Origin of the sequence: Paenibacillus agaridevorans (genome assembly GCF_018604145.1) — a bacterium.
In the GTDB taxonomy this organism is placed as follows: domain Bacteria; phylum Bacillota; class Bacilli; order Paenibacillales; family Paenibacillaceae; genus Pristimantibacillus; species Pristimantibacillus agaridevorans.
Genome location: NZ_CP075889.1, coordinates 4436418 through 4459541, shown reverse-complemented (window position 1 = coordinate 4459541; position 23124 = coordinate 4436418). Strand labels below are relative to the sequence as shown.

Annotated in this window: 14 protein-coding genes; all 14 read left to right on the top strand. The window is 48.0% G+C overall.

Features of this window, described 5'->3' with window-relative positions; all coding sequences use genetic code 11:
* Positions 1 to 40: 40 nt before the first annotated feature.
* The 14 genes from KJW29_RS18410 to KJW29_RS18345 all read left to right on the top strand — a co-directional run bounded on the left by KJW29_RS18410 (position 41) and on the right by KJW29_RS18345 (position 22988).
* Complete coding sequence (locus KJW29_RS18410; RefSeq protein ID WP_214630902.1) at positions 41 to 2275, top strand: AraC family transcriptional regulator; 2235 nt, start codon at positions 41 to 43, stop codon at positions 2273 to 2275.
* 200 nt (positions 2276 to 2475) lie between these two features.
* Positions 2476 to 3405 carry an ABC transporter permease gene (locus KJW29_RS18405; protein ID WP_214630901.1) on the top strand — a complete coding sequence of 310 codons (930 nt, stop codon included), beginning with the start codon at positions 2476 to 2478 and terminating at the stop codon, positions 3403 to 3405.
* Positions 3406 to 3416: 11 nt separating this feature from the next.
* Complete coding sequence (locus KJW29_RS18400) at positions 3417 to 4307, top strand: carbohydrate ABC transporter permease (protein WP_214630900.1); 891 nt, start codon at positions 3417 to 3419, stop codon at positions 4305 to 4307.
* 64 nt (positions 4308 to 4371) lie between these two features.
* Positions 4372 to 5907, top strand: a complete 1536-nt coding sequence (locus KJW29_RS18395) for an ABC transporter substrate-binding protein (RefSeq protein ID WP_214630899.1) — start codon at positions 4372 to 4374, stop codon at positions 5905 to 5907.
* Between the two features lie 2 nt (positions 5908 to 5909).
* Positions 5910 to 9020: a glycosyl hydrolase gene (locus KJW29_RS18390; protein ID WP_214630898.1), complete on the top strand. Its 3111-nt coding sequence runs from the start codon at positions 5910 to 5912 to the stop codon at positions 9018 to 9020.
* A 20-nt stretch (positions 9021 to 9040) separates the two neighbouring features.
* Positions 9041 to 14521 carry an S-layer homology domain-containing protein gene (locus KJW29_RS18385; RefSeq protein WP_214630897.1) on the top strand — a complete coding sequence of 1827 codons (5481 nt, stop codon included), beginning with the start codon at positions 9041 to 9043 and terminating at the stop codon, positions 14519 to 14521.
* Positions 14522 to 14626: 105 nt separating this feature from the next.
* Positions 14627 to 15700, top strand: coding sequence for a DUF4432 family protein (locus KJW29_RS18380; RefSeq protein WP_214630896.1), 1074 nt, complete (start codon positions 14627 to 14629; stop codon positions 15698 to 15700).
* Positions 15701 to 15885: 185 nt separating this feature from the next.
* Positions 15886 to 16287, top strand: coding sequence for a hypothetical protein (locus tag KJW29_RS18375; RefSeq protein ID WP_214630895.1), 402 nt, complete (start codon positions 15886 to 15888; stop codon positions 16285 to 16287).
* A 258-nt stretch (positions 16288 to 16545) separates the two neighbouring features.
* Complete coding sequence (locus KJW29_RS18370; protein WP_214630894.1) at positions 16546 to 18510, top strand: ABC1 kinase family protein; 1965 nt, start codon at positions 16546 to 16548, stop codon at positions 18508 to 18510.
* 35 nt (positions 18511 to 18545) lie between these two features.
* On the top strand, positions 18546 to 19094 hold the full coding sequence (locus tag KJW29_RS18365; RefSeq protein WP_214630893.1) for a hypothetical protein: 549 nt from the start codon (positions 18546 to 18548) through the stop codon (positions 19092 to 19094).
* Positions 19095 to 19328: 234 nt separating this feature from the next.
* Entirely contained in the window at positions 19329 to 19682 is a 354-nt protein-coding gene (locus KJW29_RS18360; protein WP_246608777.1) for a BlaI/MecI/CopY family transcriptional regulator, read from the top strand.
* Positions 19683 to 19691: 9 nt separating this feature from the next.
* Positions 19692 to 21356 carry a M56 family metallopeptidase gene (locus tag KJW29_RS18355; protein WP_214630892.1) on the top strand — a complete coding sequence of 555 codons (1665 nt, stop codon included), beginning with the start codon at positions 19692 to 19694 and terminating at the stop codon, positions 21354 to 21356.
* A gap of 47 nt (positions 21357 to 21403) precedes the next feature.
* Positions 21404 to 22597, top strand: coding sequence for a winged helix-turn-helix domain-containing protein (locus KJW29_RS18350; protein WP_214630891.1), 1194 nt, complete (start codon positions 21404 to 21406; stop codon positions 22595 to 22597).
* Between the two features lie 94 nt (positions 22598 to 22691).
* Entirely contained in the window at positions 22692 to 22988 is a 297-nt protein-coding gene (locus KJW29_RS18345) for a helix-turn-helix domain-containing protein (RefSeq protein WP_425517545.1), read from the top strand.
* The last annotated feature ends 136 nt before the right edge of the window (positions 22989 to 23124 follow it).

The window sequence follows — 23124 nt, the reverse complement described above, 5'->3', positions numbered from 1 at the left end:
GTTCTATAAATTGAAGTAGAAAACAAAGGGGGAAGCCAGTTTGCCTAAATTTTATACGAAAATATTACTTTCCTTGACTTTGTCAATTACGATCACGATATTCGTGGTCTCATCCATTTTGTATTTCACATTCGAGCGGATCGGGCTGAACATCTCCCATAATTCCAATAAAGACGGCCTCTCGCAAATCAGCTACAGCGCGACTTTAATGAACGACCTCGCGAAAAGCTTGTCTCTTCAGGTTTATTTTAGCGACACCATCTCCAAGCTCTCCTACGCCTCGCTGCCTGACGTGCGGGAGGAGTATTTGGCGCTCGATCAACTGCGTTCGTACCGGGCAACTTCTCCGTTCGTCGATTCGATCTACGTATACAACTCGAAACGGGATACTTTGTATACGAGTCTTGTCAATATTGAGAAAATCGAGCCGGATCAGAAGGGAACCTTCTTCGATCAGGGCATTCTGCAAATTTTAAAAAATATTAAAGATTACAAGCGGATCACGCCGATTCCCCGCAATATCGATAATGCCTATCCCGGCATCGTCAGCACCCCGAGCAAAAACGTGTACACGTTTTTGTTTTACGATTCCTATGCGGAGAAGATTCCGCTTGACGATCATATTATCATTCTCAACATTTCCGAGAACTGGCTGCGAAATATGATCGATCTGTTGAATACCGAACCTCAGAGCAATACGTTCATCATCGATAACGACGGTAAAATGGTGATCAGCGATCAGGAGAACGGCATCCTCACGGACCTCTCCGGTTTGCCTTACATTCACAAGATATTGGCTTCCAATAGAGGCTCGGGTTATTTTGTCGACGTAGTAAACGACGTTAAGTCGCTTGTTTCGTACGTTTCTTCCGATGCTCATGCGTGGAAATTTATCCGGGTCACGCCCTACAGCTCGATTATGCATAAGATCAATGAAATGAAATCCAAGACGTTCCTATTCGGGATATTGATTTTGGTTAGCGGCCTGCTTTTGTCTTTGGTCCTCTCACGCAAGCTGTACCGCCCGATCCACAATATCGCGTCCAGCTTGTCGATTATGCAGAAGGAAAAGGGCAATGAGGAGAAGTATATTTTTCTAAGAAACATATTGCGGAATGATACCCGGCTTGCGGACGAAGTCATTTTGAAGAAATTCCATACGTTTCACACAAAGTTGAATCCCGGTTCCCCGCTGGTGCTGATGCTGTTTAAAATAGATGGGTTCAAATCATTCGTACAAAATAACAGTGCGAACGGTAGAAGCTTGATTAAATTCTCGATCATGAACATCGCAAGCGAAATCTTATCGGCGCTGTACGAATGCGAAGCGGTCGATGTCGACACCGATCACATTGTCGTCTTGAGCAATGTCGGCAGCGGCAGCGCCCATGAAGTCTACGCAGCCTTGGAAAGTCGCATTAAGAACATTCAAAATTATGTTCGGACCGCGTACAAGGTCTCGCTGTCTGTAGCTGTAAGTCCGATCGCGAACACGTTAAGCGAGGCGGGAGACCTCTATGACGAGACAGTCGACGCTTCCAACTACCGATTGACCTATGGACACGGCTGTATTATCACTCCCGACCATATTAAAACTCTGTCCGACAAGCCGTATTCGTACCCATCGGATAAAGAAAAGATGCTGATCGACGCGTTGCTGCTCGGGAAAGTAGCCGATGCGCAAAATATATATATTCAAATCGTGAATCATACCGTCAGTTATTCCTACAATATTGTCAGATCCGGCCTGCTGCGTCTGGCCGTCGATATGAACATGGTGCTTGATACGATCCAGAGGAATTCTGGAAAGCCGATGCCGTACAATTTGAACGCTTTTATCTCGGAATTGGACAAGTTGGAGACGCTGGAGGAAATCAACGAGCATTTCTTCGCTTTGTTCGGCAGCATGACCGCGAAGCTGAAGGAAAAAACGAGCGCCAAGCATGACGAGTTAATCCAGGACGTAGTGGAAATGATCCATCATCGGCACTCGGACATGAATTTATCCATCGATACAATCGCCAATCAATTTAAGATGTCCTCGATGTACCTGGGCCGGCTGTTCAAAAAAATAAACGGCAAATCCGTAGCGGAATATATAACCGAAGTTCGTTTGGAGCAAGCGAAGGAGTTGCTGGCGAACACCGAATATCCGATCAACGAAATCTCGGAGCGGGTCGGCTTCCTAAGCAGCGGATATTTTTACACGCTCTTCAAGAAAGCGACGGGCTTAACGCCGAATCAATACCGCAAGTCTTTACCTCCCGTAGGCTGATGCCACGGGAGTTTTTTTATGTGTGGCATGCCGAACGGAGGCAGACGGGGGCAAAACGGATAAATGTATGCATTCATAAGGCGGAATGATCTATAATTCTAAGCTTTGTATGCAATTTGGAGTGTTTTCGGCGCCGGCAGCCTGCTAATCTCAGGGTGTGGACGGAACACAAATACGATCAGTGGAGAAAGGACTTATTCATGAACAATCGCACCGGAGGCTTTCGTTTCTTTAAGATCAACAGTACCGCGCAGTTGTTCCTGCTCTGTACGCCGGCTCTCATTTTGCTGCTGCTCTTTAACTACATTCCGATGGGAGGGCTGATCGTCGCTTTTCAAGATTACAGAGTAGATAAAGGGTTGCTCGGCAGCGAATGGATCGGACTGAAGAACTTCGAGTTTTTTTTTCAATCGGACACGGCCTGGCGAATTACGCGAAATACGGTCGGCTACAACGCCGTTATCATCGTGTTAAGTACAACGCTGGCCGTCGGGTTTGCGATCTTGTTGAATGAAATTACTAGAAAACTTTTCGCCAAAATTTATCAAACGCTGATGTTTATCCCTTATTTCTTGTCCTGGGTCATCGTATCGAGCATGCTGTTCGCGTTTCTGGAGCCGAGTCTCGGTTTCCTGAACAGAATATTGGCCGGTTTGGGCCTTGAGCCGCCGAACTGGTATTTCGAGCCGGAATATTGGCCGTACATTATCGTTGTTATGGCAATCTGGAAATCCCTTGGATACACTTCGCTGATCTATTTTGCCGCTCTTCTCGGAATCGACAGGGAATATTATGAGGCGGCCTCGATCGACGGCGCCTCCAAGCTGACGATTATGTTGAAAATCACTCTGCCGTTCCTGATGCCTCTTATTTCACTGCTCACCTTGATCAGCATTGGCAGAATTTTCAGCGGCAACTTCGATATGTTCTACAATTTGCCGAAGGATAACGGCATATTGTACAGCACAACGGACGTTATCGACACTTACGTATACCGGTCGCTTAGGGTGATGGGAGATACGGGGATGGCGATCGCGGCGGGATTCTATCAATCTGTTGTAGGATTTGTTTTGGTGCTCGTTTCCAATTACTTGATCAAAAAAACGAACGAAGACAATGCGGTTTTCTAGGGGAGAATAGCATGGATACAAGGGAAAAATCGGATAATCGGCTACTGCTTGTTTTCTCGCATGGAATACTTATTTTGTTCAGTATATTATGCATCCTACCGATCATTATTGTGATAAGCACATCGCTTTCCCCGGAAAAGGATGTTATTAATCACGGTTATCGGCTGTTCCCGAGGGAGATTACGTTTGTCGCTTACGAGTATATATTTCTCAATGCTCAAAAATTGCTGCATGCTTATTGGGTATCTTTTTCCGTAACCGCCGTAGGCACCGTCGTCGGCTTGCTAGTCAACGCCATGATTGCTTACCCGCTCGCACGCAAGGACTTCAAGTGGAGAGAGAAAATATCATTCTATGTCTTTTTCACGATGATGTTTACGGGAGGCCTCGTTCCCTGGTATATGATGATCACGAGCATGAAGCTGCAAAATACATTTTGGGTGCTGGTCGTTCCGTATTTGGTCGCGGCATGGTATATTCTGCTGCTCCGGACTTTTTTTCAGACGGTTCCCGTGGAAATTATTGAATCGGCGAAGATCGACGGCTCAAACGAATTCGGGATATTTTTCAGAATGATACTGCCCTTGTCCAAGCCTGTGCTGGCAACGGTCGGCCTGCTGATTATCTTCCAATATTGGAACGATTACTGGCTCGGCTTATTGTTCATCACGGACGACAAACTGATTAGCCTGCAATATTTGTTTTATAAAATTATGGCTAATCTTGATTTCTACATTAACAATGCGAGCTATTTGCCACCGGGAATCAGCCAGGATTCACTCCCGAAGCTGTCTTCCAGACTGGCGCTAAGCATATTGACTTCGCTTCCAATGCTGTTCGTGTTTCCCTTCTTTCAGAAGTATTTCGTCAAGGGATTAACGGTAGGATCAGTAAAAGGATGACGGGTTATTTCCGGACACCATTCCGGTTTAAAATAACAATATAAAACATTATGGAGGGTTCAACGTGTCAAAAGTAAAAAAGACGTTAGGGATGGCCATCGTACTTTGCCTGGTCTTCAGTTTCACGCTAGTCGGATGCGCAACAAAAAACGAGGAGCAGCAAGCTTCAAATAGCTCGCCGGCTGCAAACGAAGCTTCGGCAACATCGTCGGCGCTGCCAGAAGTGAAGCTGACCTGGTATTTTCCTTCCTTTAACGGAGATGCCAAGGGAGAAGAAAACGCCGTGTTCGACGAAGTCAATAAAATTCTGAAGGAAAAGATCAATACGACAGTTGATTTCAAAATGATCAATACGGGCGAGTACGAAGAGAAAATGAAGGTGATGATGGCGGCGTCGGAAGAGTTCGACCTGGCCTTCTACTCGAACTGGTTCAACAACTTCCAGATTGCCGCGTCGAAAGGAAACTTGCTTCCGCTGGATGAGTTGCTTGGCAAGAATGCGCCCAAGCTCCAAAGCTCAATACCGGACGGATTCTGGAATGCGGTGAAATTAAACGGCAAAGTATACGCGGTGCCCAATCAGCAATTCTCGGCAAGAAGCACCACTTTAAACGTTCCGCAGGCTTCTGCGGATAAATACGGCCTCGATGTGTACGGAATCGACAGAAATACTTTTAAGCTGGAGGATCTGGAGCCGTATTTGGAAAAGTTCAAGAACGGAGAGCCTGACAAATACCCGATCGAAATCAGGTGGAAAGAACTTTCGGGTTACTACGGCATGGAACTGATCAGCGGTGATGATGTGCCCGGCGCTGTCTACATGAATGACGATTCGTTGAAAGTATTTAATCAGTTCGAGTCGGAAGAATTCCAAGCGCATCTTGCGTTAGTCAACAAATGGGTAGAGAAGGGCTATTTCAAATCGATCGAGCTGTTGTCCAAGAAGGATCAAAATCTAAAGCCCGGGGAAGTGATGGGCGCATGGTTTGCCGGCGCTTGGCAGCCTGGCGGCGAAGCCTTGGCGTCGCAAACTTACGGCGTGCCGATGCAGAATACGGCGGTTTCCAATCCAGTGTTGAACAATAGCGGAATTCTCGCGACGCTGACCGCCATTAGCCGGACATCCAAAAATCCGGAGCGGGCTATGATGGTGCTGGAGTTGCTGAATTCGGACGAACAGCTGTTTAATCTGCTGACCTTCGGTATTGAAGGAAAAGACTACACGAAGAAAACGGGTAAATTCATCGAGCAGAATAAAGATTCCCAATATATCGGTATCCCCAACTGGGAGATGGCTACTATCTTCAACAGTTATCTCATCGAAGGACAGCCTGAGGATGTATGGGCCCAGCACAAGCAAATCAACGCAGAAGCCCAGACGTCGCCGGCGATCGGATTTACGTTTGATCCGACCCCGGTCAAGACGGAGGTGGCCAATACGTCCGCGGTGATCAAGGAATATGCGGAAGGCTTGACGTATGGCGTATTGAAGGTGGATAAGGACTATCCGGTATTCGTAGAAAAGCTGAAGAAGGCCGGCTCCGACAAGGTAATCGAAGAAATGCAGAAACAGATCGACGACTGGAAGGCATCCAAATAGTCATGGATACAGATGCGTTCAGAGAACCCGAAAATTCGTACAGGCCGTCTCCATTCTGGGCGTGGAACGACATGCTTGCCGACGAGGAGTTGAGACGGCAAGTTCGCGAGATGAAGAAGCAAGGCTTCGGTGGATACTTCATGCATTCCAGGGTCGGTCTGCAAACGCCATACCTTTCCGAGGAATGGATGGATCGGGTAGCGGCGACGCTCGAAGAAGGCAAGAAGCTGGGCATCGAGACTTGGCTGTATGACGAGGATAAATGGCCGAGCGGCGCGGCGGGCGGTCTTGTAACGGCCGAGAACGAGGCGTTCAGGGCAAAATATTTGTTGAAAATCGATATTAAAGTTGAAGAGGTCGGGCGATACTTGGCGGATCGGGATGTCGTCGGCGTATTCAAAATTTTCATGCAAGACGGGAAGCCGGAACGTTACGAGCGCGTTGCGGAAGCCGAAGCGGCGGATGTGCGGGTGGCGTGCGATGCGCGCTTGGTCGCTTTCAAGATGATGAGCCAGGCGCCCAGCGCCTGGTACAATCATGCGACGTATGCCGACTTGCTTAATCCGGAAGCCGTGCGGCAATTTCTGGCGATCACGCACGAACGATACGAACGCCGCTTCGGCGCCGAGTTCGGTGTGCATCTGCCGGGTATTTTTACAGACGAACCGCAGTTTATCGGCTCGGAACCGAACGCCATGCCGTGGACAACCGGGTTCGACCATTATTTCCGCGAGTTGGAAGGTTACGAGCTTGCCGATGCTCTGCCGAGTCTGTTCTATCCTTGCGGCGACCATCATGCGATTAAATACGCGTACTTTAAAGCGTTGACAAAGCGATTCATCGCGGCGTTCTCGCAGCCCGTCTACGAATTTTGCGAACGGAACGGACTCAAGTACACAGGCCATTATTTCGAGGAAGACTCGATGTACAGGCAGGCCACGAGCATAGGCGCGGCGATGCCCCATTATGCGTACATGCATATCCCCGGCATTGATCACCTATGCCGCCAGCTTACGATTCCGACGGACAATGCCGATGATCGAACTTCCATCCAGACGCCAACGCCGCTCACGATGAAACAGGTGTCCAGCGTGGCGCATCAGTATGGCCGCACGCGGGTTCTGAGCGAAATTTTTGGCGTCAGCGGGCACAGTATGACCTTCGAAGACCAGAAGTGGCTGGCGGATTACAACTTCGTCCTCGGCATCACTTTTTTGTGCCAGCATCTCGTCCTGTACGCCATGACAGGGGATCGCAAGAGGGATTATCCGCCTACGATCAGCTACCATCAGCCTTACTGGGACAGCTATCGGATCATGAACGATTATTTTGCCCGGGCGTCGTGGGTATGCGCTCAGGGTGAATATATGGCAGATACGTTGGTACTGCATCCGATCGGGTCGCTGTGGGCGACATATGAGAAAACGCACCGCTTCCACATCGGCCATTACGACCGCCAGTTGATCGAGTTGACGGTGCATCTGCTGTCCTGCCAAGTGGCATTCGATTTCGGCGACGAGATTATTATGGAACATAATGCTGCTGTTAAGGAAGAGGCGGATGGAACGGCGATGATGGCGGTCGCCAGTGCCGGGAAATATAAGGTCGTAGTCGTCCCCCCGTCGTTGACTTGGTCAGAGAACACGGTTAGGCTGCTGGAACGTTTTGCAGATAAAGGCGGGAAAGTTGTTTTTGTCGGTGATAAACCGACGCATATCGACGGCAGGGAGAACGCTGGCAGGTGGAAGAAACTCGAACGGTTGCCGAATGTTTATTCGGTGGATGCCGGTTGCAGCGGCGAACTGAGACGGATATTATCCGGTCTCCTCCATCGGGAAGTGAAAGTGGAAGGGCTGGACGGCAGCGAAACGAAAGACGTCTATGTGCATGGCAGACGGGAACGGCATGAATATTACTATTTTGTGGCCAATACGAGCAAGGAGACGGCGGCTCAAATCCGCATTTTGCTGCCGACGGCAGGCAAGCTGAAGCGGCTTGATTTGTTCACGGGGGACATGACGGACGTCTGCGCCGCAGCGTGCCCGTACGGGCTGGAAATCGATACGTTTCTCGCGCCTTGCGGAAGTATCGTCTATTACGTCGACACGTCCGCGAGTTTTGTTCCGGCGGAGCCGGTGAACTGGATCGCGGAATCCAGCATGGATTTAAGCCCGAAGTGGACGTTCAAGCGAACGCACAAAAACGTATTAACGCTGGACAATTGCCGTTATTCCGTCGATCGCCAGGCATGGAGCGAAGAAGTGCCGGTATGGAAGATCAGGCGTAAAATGCGGCAAGAATGCGGATTCGGCGAATATGACGGCGTACAGCCATGGGTCGTCGAGCGCAATGGCGTTAAACAAGGCGAGCCGCGCGCTTTGCAGCTGAGCTTTAAATTCCGCTGCAAATCGGAGGGACAGGCGGTGCACATCGTGATCGAGCAGGCGCATAACTGGCGTCTTGCGATTAACGGCCACCCTGTCGACACCGTTACGGATGAGTATTACTGGGACAAGCAGTTTGGCTTGATCGACATCTCCGCTTACATCAGACAGGGGACGAACGACATTCTGCTGGCGTGCGATTATCGGTATGGCATCGAGATTGAGGATATCTATATCGTCGGCGATTTCGGCGTCGTACCCACGGGCGGCCGGTCGTACGCGCTGTCCGATGAGCCCGGCGGGCTGACGAACGGAAGCTGGGTCGGTCAGGGGTATCCCTTTTACTCAGGCAACATCGTCTATCGAAACACGGTCTCGTTGCCCGAGCTTGAAGACCGCAGGGCGATCTTGCGGCTGAACGATCCGAAAGGCACCTTGTTTAAGGTAAAAGTGAACCAGGGATCAGAGCAGTTGCTGATCTCGCGCCCCTGGGAAATCGATATTACACCGTTCTGCATCATGGGCGACAATACGATCGAGATCGAAGTCGTCAGTTCGCTGCGAAACACGTTCGGCCCGCTGCATCACGCGTTTTTTAATCCGGTATGGTGCGGTCCGGAGGCTTTCGAGGGAGAGTGGAACCAGGTCATCTATTATCAACTGGAGGATTACGGTCTAATGGACGGAGCGACCGTCATTGTGAAGCGTCCAGATTCTGAGAGGTTGTAAATATAACTGGAGGTGCGAAGATGAAAGGAATGAGTAAGCGCTTACAAATAATCGCGATTGCGATCATGATGATGCTGAGTTCGTTCCCGAGCATGGCGGCGGCCAGCACGGATCAGCCCTATCAGACGTATTGGGTGTCTCCTGATGGGAACGATCTGAATGCCGGCAGCGAGTCAAGCCCATTCAAGACAATCGAACGGGCAAGAGACGTGGTAAGAGACCAGATCAGCGGGATGACGGGGGACATTGTAGTCTATCTGAAAAATGGGACATATGCGATAGACGACACACTGCAATTCGGGCCGGAAGATTCGGGCAAGGGCAATTATCGTGTCATATACACAGCGGCGCCAGGCGCCAAGCCCATCTTGTCGGGCGGCAAGAAGGTAGAGGGGTGGACGCTGTTCGATCCGAGCCTCGGTATCTATAAAGCGACTGTGCCCGCGGGAGCCGAAGGCGCAAGGCAGTTCTATGTCAACGGCGAGCGGGCAACGCGCGCGAAGAGCGAAGATAGCCCTGTCGATTGGCAATGGTCGGGATCGGACGGATTCCTGAGCGAGGCGCATGCGACTGCAGATGCGAACGAGTGGGTTACGATCGACCTGGGCGAAGTCAGGAATGACGTGTCCAGGGTCAGGCTGTACCCGTCTTCCCTAAAGACGGTCGCTGGCAAAGCGGCGGGATTTCCTGTCGACTTCACGATTGAAGTGTCGCAGGACGGTGTTAACTTCACGGTTGCCAAGTCGGTTGTCGGAGAAGCGACGCCGGATCTGCAAACCGAGCATGTGTATGACTTCGACAATCAGGCAGCTCGTTATGTGAAGATTAACGTAACGAAGCTGGGAGAATCCAACCGCCTGGAACCGGGCAAGCATCGTCTCATCCTGTCCGAGGTGATTGTCGGCAGCAAGGGAAATGAATATACCTCCGACCTGAATTTGGTTGAACGGACGGATTTCAGCACGAATGTGGCATTAAACAAGCTCGCCACTGTTCAGGGGCAGTTGATTCCGGACATCTGGCCGGCAAGCTACATGACAGACGGAGATCCGACTACCAACATCACGACGGTAAGCAACCCCGATCCTGCCATAGAAAGAATCGCGTCGATTGAGTTGAGCAGCGAACGGGCCGAGCCAATCTCTGCGATCCGACTATGGGCGCGAATGGAAGGTGGCGTGGCGCTGAATGTGCCGGTAGATTTCGCTATCGAAAAAAGCAACGATAACGCTAACTGGACATTAATAACGCAAGTTACCGACGCCCAGTGGACGGAACCATCGCTAACGGTAAACTTTGCGCCAACTGAGGCTAAGTATATTCGTTTAAGAACTAGTAAACTAGGCAAAGGAGAAGAGTATGAAGGTGTAACCATTTACATGCTTCAATTGGCTGACTTTGCCGTATATCGCACTGCCAATCTTGCCAGAAATGCTCCCGTTGATGCACCAGGCTCATGGGAATATCCGGATTTGAAATTTTCGAAAGATAAAATTACCGATGGCATCCTGAATGGCTCGCAAGGACAGTTTACTTCCCATTTAGACGTTACGCCGAATAGAGCTGACGCCAAAGTTACAATTGACCTTGGCACTCCGCAAGAAGTAGGAGGAGTAAGACTATATCCCGTTTATACCCCGGCATTAAAAAATCTTCACTATCCGGAAGAAATGATTATCCAAACCTCGCTGAACGGCGTGGATTATCAGGATGCGTTGAGATTAAGTCAAATTCCGGATAGTCATGGCGCTGCGCAGGAGTTTATCCTTGAGCAACCGGTTGAAGGCCGCTACATTCGGATCATTCCACAGAAAACGAGAAATGGAGAATTGTACGAAGGGAATATATACTACGGTTTCCAGCTTGTGGAGGCGGAAGTGCTGCCGGCGGCAACATCAACAACTTTACCGGCTCCAGCAGGCATCGTTTCTGCAGCAGGGGCTCAATTAACAGGTGAAACCTATTCCTTCAATCAAGCCGTCACCTCGTCTTCTTCGACCGGAAATACAAGCAACGGTCCGAACAAACTGACGGATAATATCCTCTTTAACAAGGCGGACAGGTCCGGGTTCATAGTGCCGGCAAGTTATAATCTTCAAAATTGGCACAATGTGGATAACCTTGAGGTGCATATTTTACGTGAGTGGCACCATAACATTATCAGGGGCGAACGTGTGAGCGCAGATGGCACCAATCTCGTATTGGATCCGGTTTATTGGTCGCGCTCGCCAGTAGCGAACGATCGGCCAACCTGGATTGAGAATGCCTATGAACTTCTGGATCAAGCAGGGGAATGGTATTTAGATCGCCAAGGGACGGTTGATCAAAGCGGCGTTGCCACTTTGTATTACAAGCCCAAAGCAGGACAGAATATCTCGAGCCTGTCTGCGGTTTTGCCGGCTGCAGAGAAGTTGCTGGTTGTGCAAGGAACGCTGGATTCGCCCGTACAAAATTTAACATTCAGCGTTCTGACGTTCGAATATGCGGGTTGGAGCGGACCGAATACCCATAGTTATGCAGATGCGCAAGCCGGCACTTATGTCGAAACGCATGCGGTTGTTTTCGTGCCTTCTGCGGTAGAAATCAGTTATAGCCATCATATAATTGTGGAGAACAACACCTTTAGAAATCTGGGTGCCGGCGGTTTGCGTTTATGGCAAGCAAGCCAGGACAACCAGGTCGTCGGCAACGCATTTCACGATATTTCCTCGGGCGGAATCTTCGTCGGCAGCAACGACGATCATCATGCCTATGTTGACGATGCAAGAGATATTGTGAAAAACAATACCGTCAGCAATAACTACATTACGAGAACAGGCGTAGATTATTTGGATTCCGTGGCAATCTTCGTAGGCTTTACGGAGAACACGGTTGTTGCTCAAAACGAGATTCATGCCGTCCCCTACTCTGGGATTTCTATCGGCTGGGGATGGGGTCGTCAGGATCCAGGGGGAGAGGAAGGATACACGACTCCGACAAGCGCCAAGAATAATCGGATCGAGAATAATTTAATCTATGATGTAGGCAAAATACTGCACGACGGAGGATTAATCTATAATCTTGGCGCTCAGCCAGGCACAGTGATCTCCGGAAACTATGTCTACGGATATCATGACGATCCCAATACCCATGACGTCGGCATTTACCTGGACTCGGGATCCGCCTACATTGATGTGAAAAATAATGTGGTCGGCGGTCCCGTCTATTGGTGGAATTCCATATGGGCCTCTAACATTCACGATAACCATATCCATAATAATTATTACAGCGTCAATCGGAGCAGAGATTATGGCTTCAACAACTCGGTAGTTGATAATACGTACGTTCCAGGGGGAGACTTTGCGTCCGTTCCGGGAGCGGAAGCGATTATATCCAATGCGGGGCTGCAGTCGAACTATGCGAATATTGCCGATGACGTTCCGCAAAGAACAGTGGCCATACACCAAATACAATTGGAAATGTATGCGGACTCGCCGGCACTTTATTTGAAGAAAGATTCTGCGCTGCTGAATTTATCGATCTTGAACGAAGAGAGCAGCATATCGATTCAGCCGCTCGATCAAACCGCAAAAGTCTTTGTATCGGAAGATGTGGATCTGACGGCGCTTACGCCTGTATTTACGCTTAAGGAAGGCTACTCCGTCACCGGTTATAACGGCGATTCGCTAGATTTTTCTCAAGGTCCGATTACTTTCACCATTTCTAATGGAAGCAAGTCTTACGTATGGACAATAACAGTGAAGCGTATGAACAGTGCGGCGGGGCCGATTACAGCTCCGGAGGTTTCGTTGGATGATGCGATTCGGGCTACATCGTATTGGAGCAAACCTGTGACAGCGCTGACTCCGCCTGAAACCGGCATTGCCGTTTCGGAGAACAGCGGTTACACCGGGGCAAAGTATGGCGATGTTGTGCTTACATTCGACATGGAATCGAACTTGACGATGGATGGGCCTGACTGGCTTGGATTTACGCTGCGGGATCAGGATCCCTATACGATGTTTCTGGACGCTTCCACCAAAAGCTATGCAATCCTGGTCAATCACGATACCTGGGAATTACAGAAGTGGACGAATGGCGTTAGAGAAATGCTCATCGGCACAATACCCGGTTATACGCCGAGGTTTGGAAACGTAGAAAATGTGCATTACAAACCAAATCAACGCCATAGCATTCGAACCGGCGCCATTAATGTGGATCAAGGCGTGAGGATATTCCTCTATGTGGATGGGGTTAAAGTATTCGATGTGATCGATAACGATAATCCGATTATGGAGGACGGGTTCTTCAGTGTCTACGGGATGACGCAAGAGATTACCCTGTATCCGTACAGCAACATTAAACTGCCGGACACTCCGGACCCGGGCACTACGGGCAACAACGGACCCGTGACGCCAGTAGTGACACCGGATCCTGCCAAGCTGACAATCACGAATGCGGCTGACTACTTGGGCAAGCATGTGACGAATTCGGACGGCCAATCCAATCTTACGATGGAGATTGGCGGCAGCGGAGCTTCCCAGGCGACATTCACGTTCCCTTCCGAGCTGCTGGCGCTTGCGTCCGCTCAGGGAGTAAACGGTGTTCAAGTTGAGACTGCGATGGCTGGTTTGCATCTTCCGCTATCTGCATTGCGCTCGGCAATCGGGGATCAGGCGCAAGAGGTGACCCTTATAGTGTCCGCGGCCGACGGTTCAAGCTTGACCGAAGCGCAACGCCAACAAATGATAAACGGTCAAATCATTCATATTCAACTCGAAGCAGACGGTAAACCGATCTCTTCCATCGATTCGTCCGTGCGTATAACGCTGCCGATTAACGAAGCGGATTTTGAAGAGATCTATGTCACGGTGTTCCAACTGCTGGAAGACGGCACGACGGTTAACCTCGGCGGACGTTACAATAGCGGCCAAATCAGCTTTACTGCGCAAACCATCGGTTCATACATGGTGGTTAGCAATAAAGTGGAGTTCCAGGACGTTGGGCGGAACTATTGGGCAGCGAAGTACATCTCGTCCATGGCTGCCAAGGGGATTATCCTGGGTATGGGCGACGACCGCTTCAGTCCTGCAAGCAATATCACGCGCGGTCAGATGGCCGCACTGCTTGCTCGCATCCTCGATCTGAAATCGACCGGGCAGCATCAGTTCGCGGACGTATCGGCAACAAGCTGGTATGGCGAAGCGGTACTGGCTCTGGCTGACGCGGGCATTGTCCAAGGCTCCAACGGCAAGTTCAACCCTGCGGCAGAGATTTCTCGTCAGGATCTTGCGGTTATGCTGGCGCGGGCGCTTGCGTACGCGGGGATTAAACCTTCGGGGCAAGCTTCTGCAGCCTATAAGGATCAGGATTTGATTGCCGGGTACGCCGCTAATGCGGTCGAACAGTTGGCGGGCGCGGGGCTGATGAACGGGACAGGCGATCAACGCTTTAACCCGACCGCTCAAGCCACTCGTGCAGAGGTTGCCAAGGTCGTCTATCTTTTGTATCAGATGCTTTAAATAGCGCAAATCGAACAGAGAGCACGGCCGCCGCGGGCCGATGCTCTCTGATTCATCAGGGATTGGTGCCAGAAAGGAGAACGTATGAGACTGGAAAACCATCAAATGAAGCTTCCTTCATTGCTAAAACTGCAAAAACACTTTTTTGTCGCCAAAGAGCACATCTTTATGGAATCCGGTGAATTATCCGCATCAGGATTCCTTTACCCAAGCGGCGTTCACGCTCTGCGCATACAAAATACCCGGGGAGAACTGATCATTTTGCCCTTTAAGGGGCAGCAAATATGGCGAGCGACCTTTGACGGCCATGAACTGACCATGAAGTCGATGTTCGACGAGCCACCTGAAACGGAGGATTTCGGCGCGTCCTATGGGTGTTTCATGCTCCACTGCGGTATGACGGCTATGGGCAATCCCTCTGCCGTGGACACTCATCCCCAGCATGGGGAATTGCCGGCTTTGTTTTATGATACGGCCTATGTGGCTGTTGGTGAGGATGACATCGGACGCTATATCGAAGTCGGAGGCGAGGCTTACTACCGCAGGGCGTTTGAGATTGGTTATATCGCCAATCCTCAAATTCGTCTTTATGAAGATCAAACGTTGTTCGACATCCGCATGACGGTGACAAACAAGCGGAACGAGCCGTTGTCTTACGCTTACTTGTGCCATGTTAACTTCCGTCCCGTTGAAGGCGCTGAAATTTACGATACAAGCAATAGCATCGTGGTGCACCAGGATGTTCCGGGTACGTTACCGCCGGACAAGGCGGCTGCTTTACTAGCGTATATCGAAGAACTGGCGCGAAATCCGCGACGGATGTATCGCATCGATGCCGAGACCCAAATCTATGAACCGGAAATTGTGTTTACGATGCGTTATGACCAGGACGAGCGAGGCTGGGCGCATTGTATGCAGCTTGCACCGGAAGGCGACGGTCATTATGTGGCGTTCCGTCCGGACGATACACCTTACGGCATCCGTTGGATTGCGCGCACCGGCAGCGAAGACGCCCTGGGCATGGCGCTGCCTGCAACAGCGGAACACAAAGGACTGCACTACTGCCGAATGAATGGACAGATGAAAACATTGCCTCCCCACGAAGCCGTCACGTTCCACGTGAAGGCAGGCTACCTTGACTCATCCCAATTACAGAACATGAGGAGGAACATGAAATGACCTGGGATTCAAGGGACAGGATATATGCTCGTTGCCGTTGTTGCGTTGCAAGCGCGAACCTAAAGTTTCCTTTACATTTCATTTACGCAGCAATCTACCATGATAAATTAGAAGTTAGATGCAGATGGATACTTTGACCAAGGCATCGTTGCATGTGACGGAAATTGTAATTAGGGGGGAATGGCGTGAATGTAAAATCCGTCCAGCCGGTCAGCGAGTATTTCAAGGCGATGCAGCAAAGCAAGGACGCGCGCGCGACGAAGGATCAGACGCGTTTGACATCTATTCGAATTATACTCATGCTGGGCAAGAAGCTGCGCACCGTCGAAATGGACTACTTACAACGACACGATCTCAATCTATACAATCAAGCAATGAGCCTTTCGATGGAACGCCAAGCGTATGAGGACGCATTGCAGCATAGTCGAAGCAAAGCGGATGCGAACTATTACAACACGTTCAAGCTGATGCAGATTGCCGAGCAACTGAAGCATGGCGGGTCCGAGGAGCTGCTGATGCGCTCGAACTCGATTCAGGAAGCCCATCGCGAGTTCATGCAATCGAGCAAGTATGCCTCGCTGAGGTAAGATGGGGCGTAACCGCCAGTACCTATGGAATGATTCTTGGCGACTACTCGGATGGCGGTGGGGGTGGAGGTTTCCCAGGCTGGCCATTATGATGAATAGTTAATAGCTCTGCGAAGACACTATCTATATGAATTAAACAAGGGGTTTTCTCGGTTATCTTCGATAATTGAGAAGCCCCTTGTTTGTTTCGCGTGGTTGGAGTGATAAATAGCCGAGTATGCTATAGTAGTGATAGGGAAGTGTCGGAGGGGATGGAGTATGTTCTTTTTCATTGTATGGTTTGTGTGTTTCATCGTATTCATAGTGTTTGCTACTTTATTTAACAAGAAACATAAAGTCATTGGATCGTTAGTCAGCGCGCTTGCTGTCAGTGTACTGGTTCAAGTTCTTGAGCAATTTTACTTGACCAGCATCATTGTCGTTGCCGTCATTTTGTATTTTTTAATTGGAAACATCCATACGTTTAAAAACGATCAGCTCAAGCTGATGGTTGCTATATTATTTGGTACGGCCACCGTGACACTTGTACTATCGTTTACCTATTTCAATCAAAATTCTACGCCATCCGATCCCGAGATCTTTAGAGTGATGTTTATCTATTACCCGCTATTAATTATATTTATATCTTGTTATACATACATGCTTCTTTGCCTTTTCAATTTTAAAATATTGCAAACCTCAAACCCGTTCCTATATATTGTGAATAAAATTCGCGGCTTCAGGCGAATGATTCGTTTGTTCTGGATTGCTTCGCGAAAAGGGCTGAGTCATCTGATTCAGCAAGATCATGCCAAACTCCCACATGTTATTGCCGAAATTCTTGATGATATGGGGGGAGTTTTTGTTAAGTTCGGACAAGTATTATCAACCCAAAAGGAAATTTTACCTGGTCATTTCATCGAAGCATTCTCTAATTTGCATGACCAAGTAAAGCCTCTTAGTCAAGAGGGGCTAAAAAAAATCATTGATAGCAGAATTGGCAACATGAATGAAACGTATGAAGCCTTCGAGATGCAACCCCTCGCAGCAGCTTCTATCGGACAAGTTCATCTGGCTAGGCTTAAGTCAACCGGAGCGAAAGTCGTCGTTAAGATTTTAAGACCTGATGTTAAGCAAAAGATGACAGTGGATTTGGATTTATTAATTCAATTTGTGTCATGGCTATCAGAGCGTTCTTCTAAAATCAAAAGACTCGGTTTAATACAACTCGCAGTAGGATTTAAAAATAATCTTATCGAAGAAACCGACTTTGATATCGAAGCGCTGAATACAAACATGTTAAAAAGAGCATTTAAAGAACACGGAATCCCTATAAGAGTGCCTAAAGTTTATTCCGAGTATTCGACTAAACAAATACTAACGATGGAATATATCGAAGGGAACCGTTTTACAAAAGAAGTGACAACCGATGTTTCAGAAATGATCATGCACGCATTTTTAGATCAAATCCTGATGATTGGTATCTTCCATGCGGATCCGCATCCCGGGAACATCATGTTGACAACGGATGGGGAAGTTGCGCTTATTGACTTTGGTTCAGTTGGCTATTTATCAGATGATGAACGAGGCGGTCTGTTAAGCTTCTTGGTTGGTTACAGCAATAATGATACGAAAGAGATGGCACATGGCTTGGCGAGGGTTTGTGAGGAAGGACATTTATTCGATGAAGATATGATGGAACGACGCCTCAGTAGACTTCTGTCAGAAGCCTCTTTTTCACATGATCCTACGAGTGTCATGATGAGACGGCTGATGTCGCTGATTACCGAGGCGGGGCTGTCATTAAAACCAACCGTTGCCGGTGCATTCAGAGCAATCATTACTCTAGACGGGACGTTGTCATCCGTAAATGAAGCATATTCCTTATCAACAGCGAGTCAATCATACGCCAGCCAGATTAATAAAGGACAATTGGCCAAGGAACGTTTAAGTAAGGTCAAGGGAAAGTTAGAGGATTATATCCCGAAATTACTGGAGCTGCCTATTCTTAAAGACAATAGAATCACTATTGCTCGTGAGGAAAATCATAATTTGAATGATTTTATTGGGACTTTTACAGTCGGCATCTTTACCGTTATATGTATGGTAGTCATGCTTGTTAGCTTTTTTGTGCAAGGGGAAATCATGCGATTTTTACTTGCTCCCTTATCCATGTCAGGCTTTGGAGTCGGTATGATCATACTGATCACGTCAGTGATTAAGCAGCTAAAACCCAAGATATAAAAGTTTTTTCCAATCGAAAGGAATGAAATGCAAGCATGAAAGAAGCATCCGAACAGCTCATCCAATTGCTTGGGCATCCGTACGAGCCCAAACAAGTCCAAGCTTTGCTGCAATCATTCGGCGTCAAGCGGATGCCGGCACCGAACAGCTATTTCAACGACGATATAATCTGGTCGGCGAAAGCCTCGCTACGCATTGATGTCTATCGCGCTCCCAAAATAAATGATTTGACCGGGCTCCAATATGCAGCTGAAGATGGATGGATCATTGGCGCCATACATTTTCTTGCGCCGGGGGCAGATGATCGAATTAAAGCTCCGTTCGTCGGAAGCCTGCCCGGGGGGATTACGATGAGCTCAACGCCCGAAGAATCCATACACGAGTATGGACCGCCTGCATTGGATGAGGAGTGTTGGCGCCCCGGCTATTCAGGCCGAATATTGGCATGGCGCAAGTCCGGCATAAACATTGTTATGGATTACGAGGATAATGAATCCGCTAGAGAGATGAGAAGCTACACGGCCTGTTTGATTGGCTGCATAGGCGCCTGGAGAAATGATAATCCGGAAGTCTATGCTCCCTGAACGGAACCCTGCTGCCACAAGTATTCTTCATCATGAAGCTGCCATAATACGCAAAGAGCCCGTCAGGAATTTCCTGACGGGCTCCAACTCGTTTACTTGCCCCCGCATTCGCAACTTTGTCGTCGTTAAGAAAACTACAGGACTCTATCGACAAAACAATTCTACTACAGTAGAATGTTAATATATGATTCTACAGCAGTAGAATAAATACGAACGAGGTGTATTCATTTGGTTATGAAGCTATTCGATAGCGAGCTTAATATTATGGAAATCTTGTGGAAAGAAGGTGATACCCCCGCAAAAAGAATTGCAGAAATTGCAAAAGAAAAGGTAGGTTGGAGTAAAACAACAACGTATACCATCATCAAGAGATGCCTTGATAAAGGGGCGATCGAGCGGCATGAGCCTAATTTCGTTTGCCACGCGGTTGTTACACGAGAGCAGGCTCAAGAACACGAAACAACGGAACTGATAAATAAAATGTATGATGGCGCCCCCGACAGACTGATTGCTTCATTGTTGGGACAGAAACGACTGTCGACAGAAGAAATTAGCCGTTTGAAACGTCTTATTGATAGCATGGAATGAGGTGAGGGAATGCCGTTACTTCAAATAAGCATCTCGGCTTCCGTCTTTATTCTTGCAGTTATTTTCTTACGTTCCTTGCTTATTCACAAGCTGCCCAAAATGACCTTTATGTTTCTTTGGGGTGTTGCATTAATTCAATTGCTTGTGCCTTTTTCAGTTCAATCGCCATTTAGCATTTTTACGGCAGCGGAACATATAAACGGAATGTTTACAGCGCCAAAATTGATTTCCGCGCCGGAAAGTTCAACATTTATTAATGGAACTACGGTAATCATGCCGACAATAACAGAACATGTAACTGCGCCGATTATGCCATTAAAGACGGCTTCACAAATATCGCCTTTTGTATGGGTGTGGTTCGTTGGTTTTACGATGTGTGCTTTATTTTTTATCATTCCGCATTTAAGGTATCGCAAAATCTACAAAATGGCTGTGCCTATTAGAAACGATTTTATAGGAAAATGGCAGCATTCAAATTTGTTATGGCGAGATGTTCCAATCAGGCAACTTGATCATATTTCAACTCCGCTTACATACGGTATTTTTCGGCCTGTTGTACTCTTGCCGAAAAATTTGGATTATGACGATGAGAAACAGCTTGCGCTTATCCTGACTCACGAATTTACGCACATCAAGCGATTCGACACACTAAAAAAATGGACTCTTGCCACTAGCGTATGTGTCCATTGGTTCAACCCTCTTGTATGGGTCATGTATATCCTTGCCAACCGTGATATCGAGCTATCCTGTGATGAAACAGTCATACGAAAATTTGGGGACAACATGAAACCTACTTATGCCAGGGCACTTGTACGTTTGGAAGAAAAGAAAATCGGCTTGTCGCCGATGATAAGTAACTTTTCCAAAAACTCGACCGAAGAAAGGATTATATCGATCATGAAAACCAAGAAAGTCACGATCACCACGATGCTGCTCGCGATTGGGCTTGCAGCCTGTGTTGTTATCATCTTTGCGACTTCTGCAGTGGATAAAGCGGAAGTTGCTACGGATATCGACGAACCTATAGCCTATAGCGAGCCCTCGCTTTATCAAGGTGCCATCACAACCAAAATAGTGCCCGCCTTATCTCAAGGCGCCGCCACTACGGATTTAATGCCGCACGATTTAACATTCAACAAGAAATATGACGTTCCAAAGTTGATAGACAGCCTTATGGCTTCAAAGTATCGTGCAGTTTATATGGACAACGAAATATATCTTCGAGTCATGATGGATAACACAATACAGATAAGCAAAGATAATGGCGCGGTTTGGAAAAAATATGATACAGATGAAATCGATGCAAAAGAATTTGCAAAATGGCTGCTGATAAATGATCCGATTCCGGGCTATTCAATGAAAGAAGTTCAGAGTCGCTTGGCAAACGGGGCAGAAGTAAAACATTTAGTGTTTGAAAATGTAAAGGAAATGTATTTCATAATCGACAGGAACGGCGTACAGATTGAACTTGTACAACCTGAAAAAATATCTTCTGTTCTGATCGACGGTCAAAGAATGATGATTACTTCCGCTATATCAGCCCAGATGCTGAAATCATTTTATGACTTGTTAGTGTCGAACAATATACTTTCGGAAACTCTTGCAAACCAAGATTATTCGGAAAGAATGAAGTATCTTGAAAAAAATCTCCCTAACTTTATTGTGGCGAAATAAAAGGGGAACCACGTCGATCCCGACAAAAAAGAGGAGCGAATGCGCACATGATCCAATTGACGAACCGCCAGGCACGGCAATTTCTGTTATTGAAGCACGGGCTGTTGGGCGAATTTCAATTTACCGGAAAGCAGGGCATATTGGATTTTGTGCGGCAGGTCGGCTGTATTCAATACGATCCCATTGATGTTTGCGGAAAAAACGCCGAATTGGTGCTGCAGTCGCGAATCAAGGGATTCACCAAAAGCATGCTCGACGAGTTGTTGTATAAAGATAGATTCCTGATCGACTATCCCGACAAGAACCTGGCCATTATCCCTCTCGAAGACTGGCCGTATTTTGAGCGATACAGGCAAGCTGCAAGGCAACATGCCAAGCGATATCCCGAAATGGAGGCGTTGACAGAACAAGTACGGACTCACATCCAAAATCACGGTGCGGTTAGTTCGGATGATTTAAAATTAGAGGGAAATTTCGCTTGGCAATCGGCCATCCACTGGAGCGGCGGAAACAACGCATCCCGGTCGGTGCTGGAGCAGATGTACTCGACAGGCGAGTTGATAATCCATCACAAAAAAGGAACCCGTAAGTATTACGAAATCGCCGAGAAGTACATACAGCCAAATCTGCTGAATGCGCCGGAGCCGCTGCCAGACGAGCTCGAGCATCACAAGTGGCGGGTATTGCGCCGGATCGGCGCTGTTGGCCTTTTATGGAATCGCGCATCCGACGCCTGGCTGAACATATGGGGATTGAAGACAGAGCAGCGCAACGAAGTTTTCCGCCAGTTGTTGCACGAGGCTCGCATTGTTGCTGTTACCGTGGAACAAATAAAGGATATGCTGTACTGCCGCGCTGAAGATATGCCGCTTATTGAAGCCGTCCTGCAAAATCCGGCGCCGGAATTTCGTTGCGAGCTGATTGCCCCGCTGGACAATATGATGTGGGACAGAAAACTAATCAACAAATTGTTTGGCTTCGATTACACCTGGGAGATTTACGCGCCGGCAATGAAACGTAAATTCGGCTATTATGTGCTGCCGCTATTATTCGGAGAGAGCTTTATAGGACGAGCCGAGGTAATCGTCGAGCGAAAAGCCGGGACGCTCGCCGTTAAAAACATATGGTATGAGAACGACGTAAAGCAAACCAAGCAATTGCGATCAGCCTTGGACGATTGTTTCCACAAGTTTGCGTTATTTAACGGATGTGAAACGATTTCGACAAAGTCTATGCACTAATATTTTCTGAAATTTCATGGAAATTCGAGGTGCTGTGACAATTGTAGTATTCTGAAATTATGTTGTATGACCAAATGTTACGAGGTGTGTAAGGGTGGAGAGAAAGTATTTAGAAATCGATAAAGTAATTGAATACATCAAACAACATATTTACGAACCCATTTCTCTTACCGAATTGGCTCGTTATGCAGCCTACAGCCCTTACCATTTCATTCGCATTTTCAAGGAAAGAATGGGTGTTCCACCTCAGTATTATGTTTCTACCCTTCGATTACAACATGCAAAGGACTTATTAATCCATACGAATCTGAGTGTTCGCGATATTTCATTGGAAGTTGGACAAAGCAGTCTTGGAACCTTCACAACACGATTTACTAACGAGTGGGGATGACGCCATCAGAATTTCGAAATTCACCAGTGATGTCAGAACATTTTTTACATTCCTTACATCAATTTAATAATTGGGAAGTATCCATTAATAAACGATCCCAATATGGCACATTTTTCTATAATGATGGTATGATTAG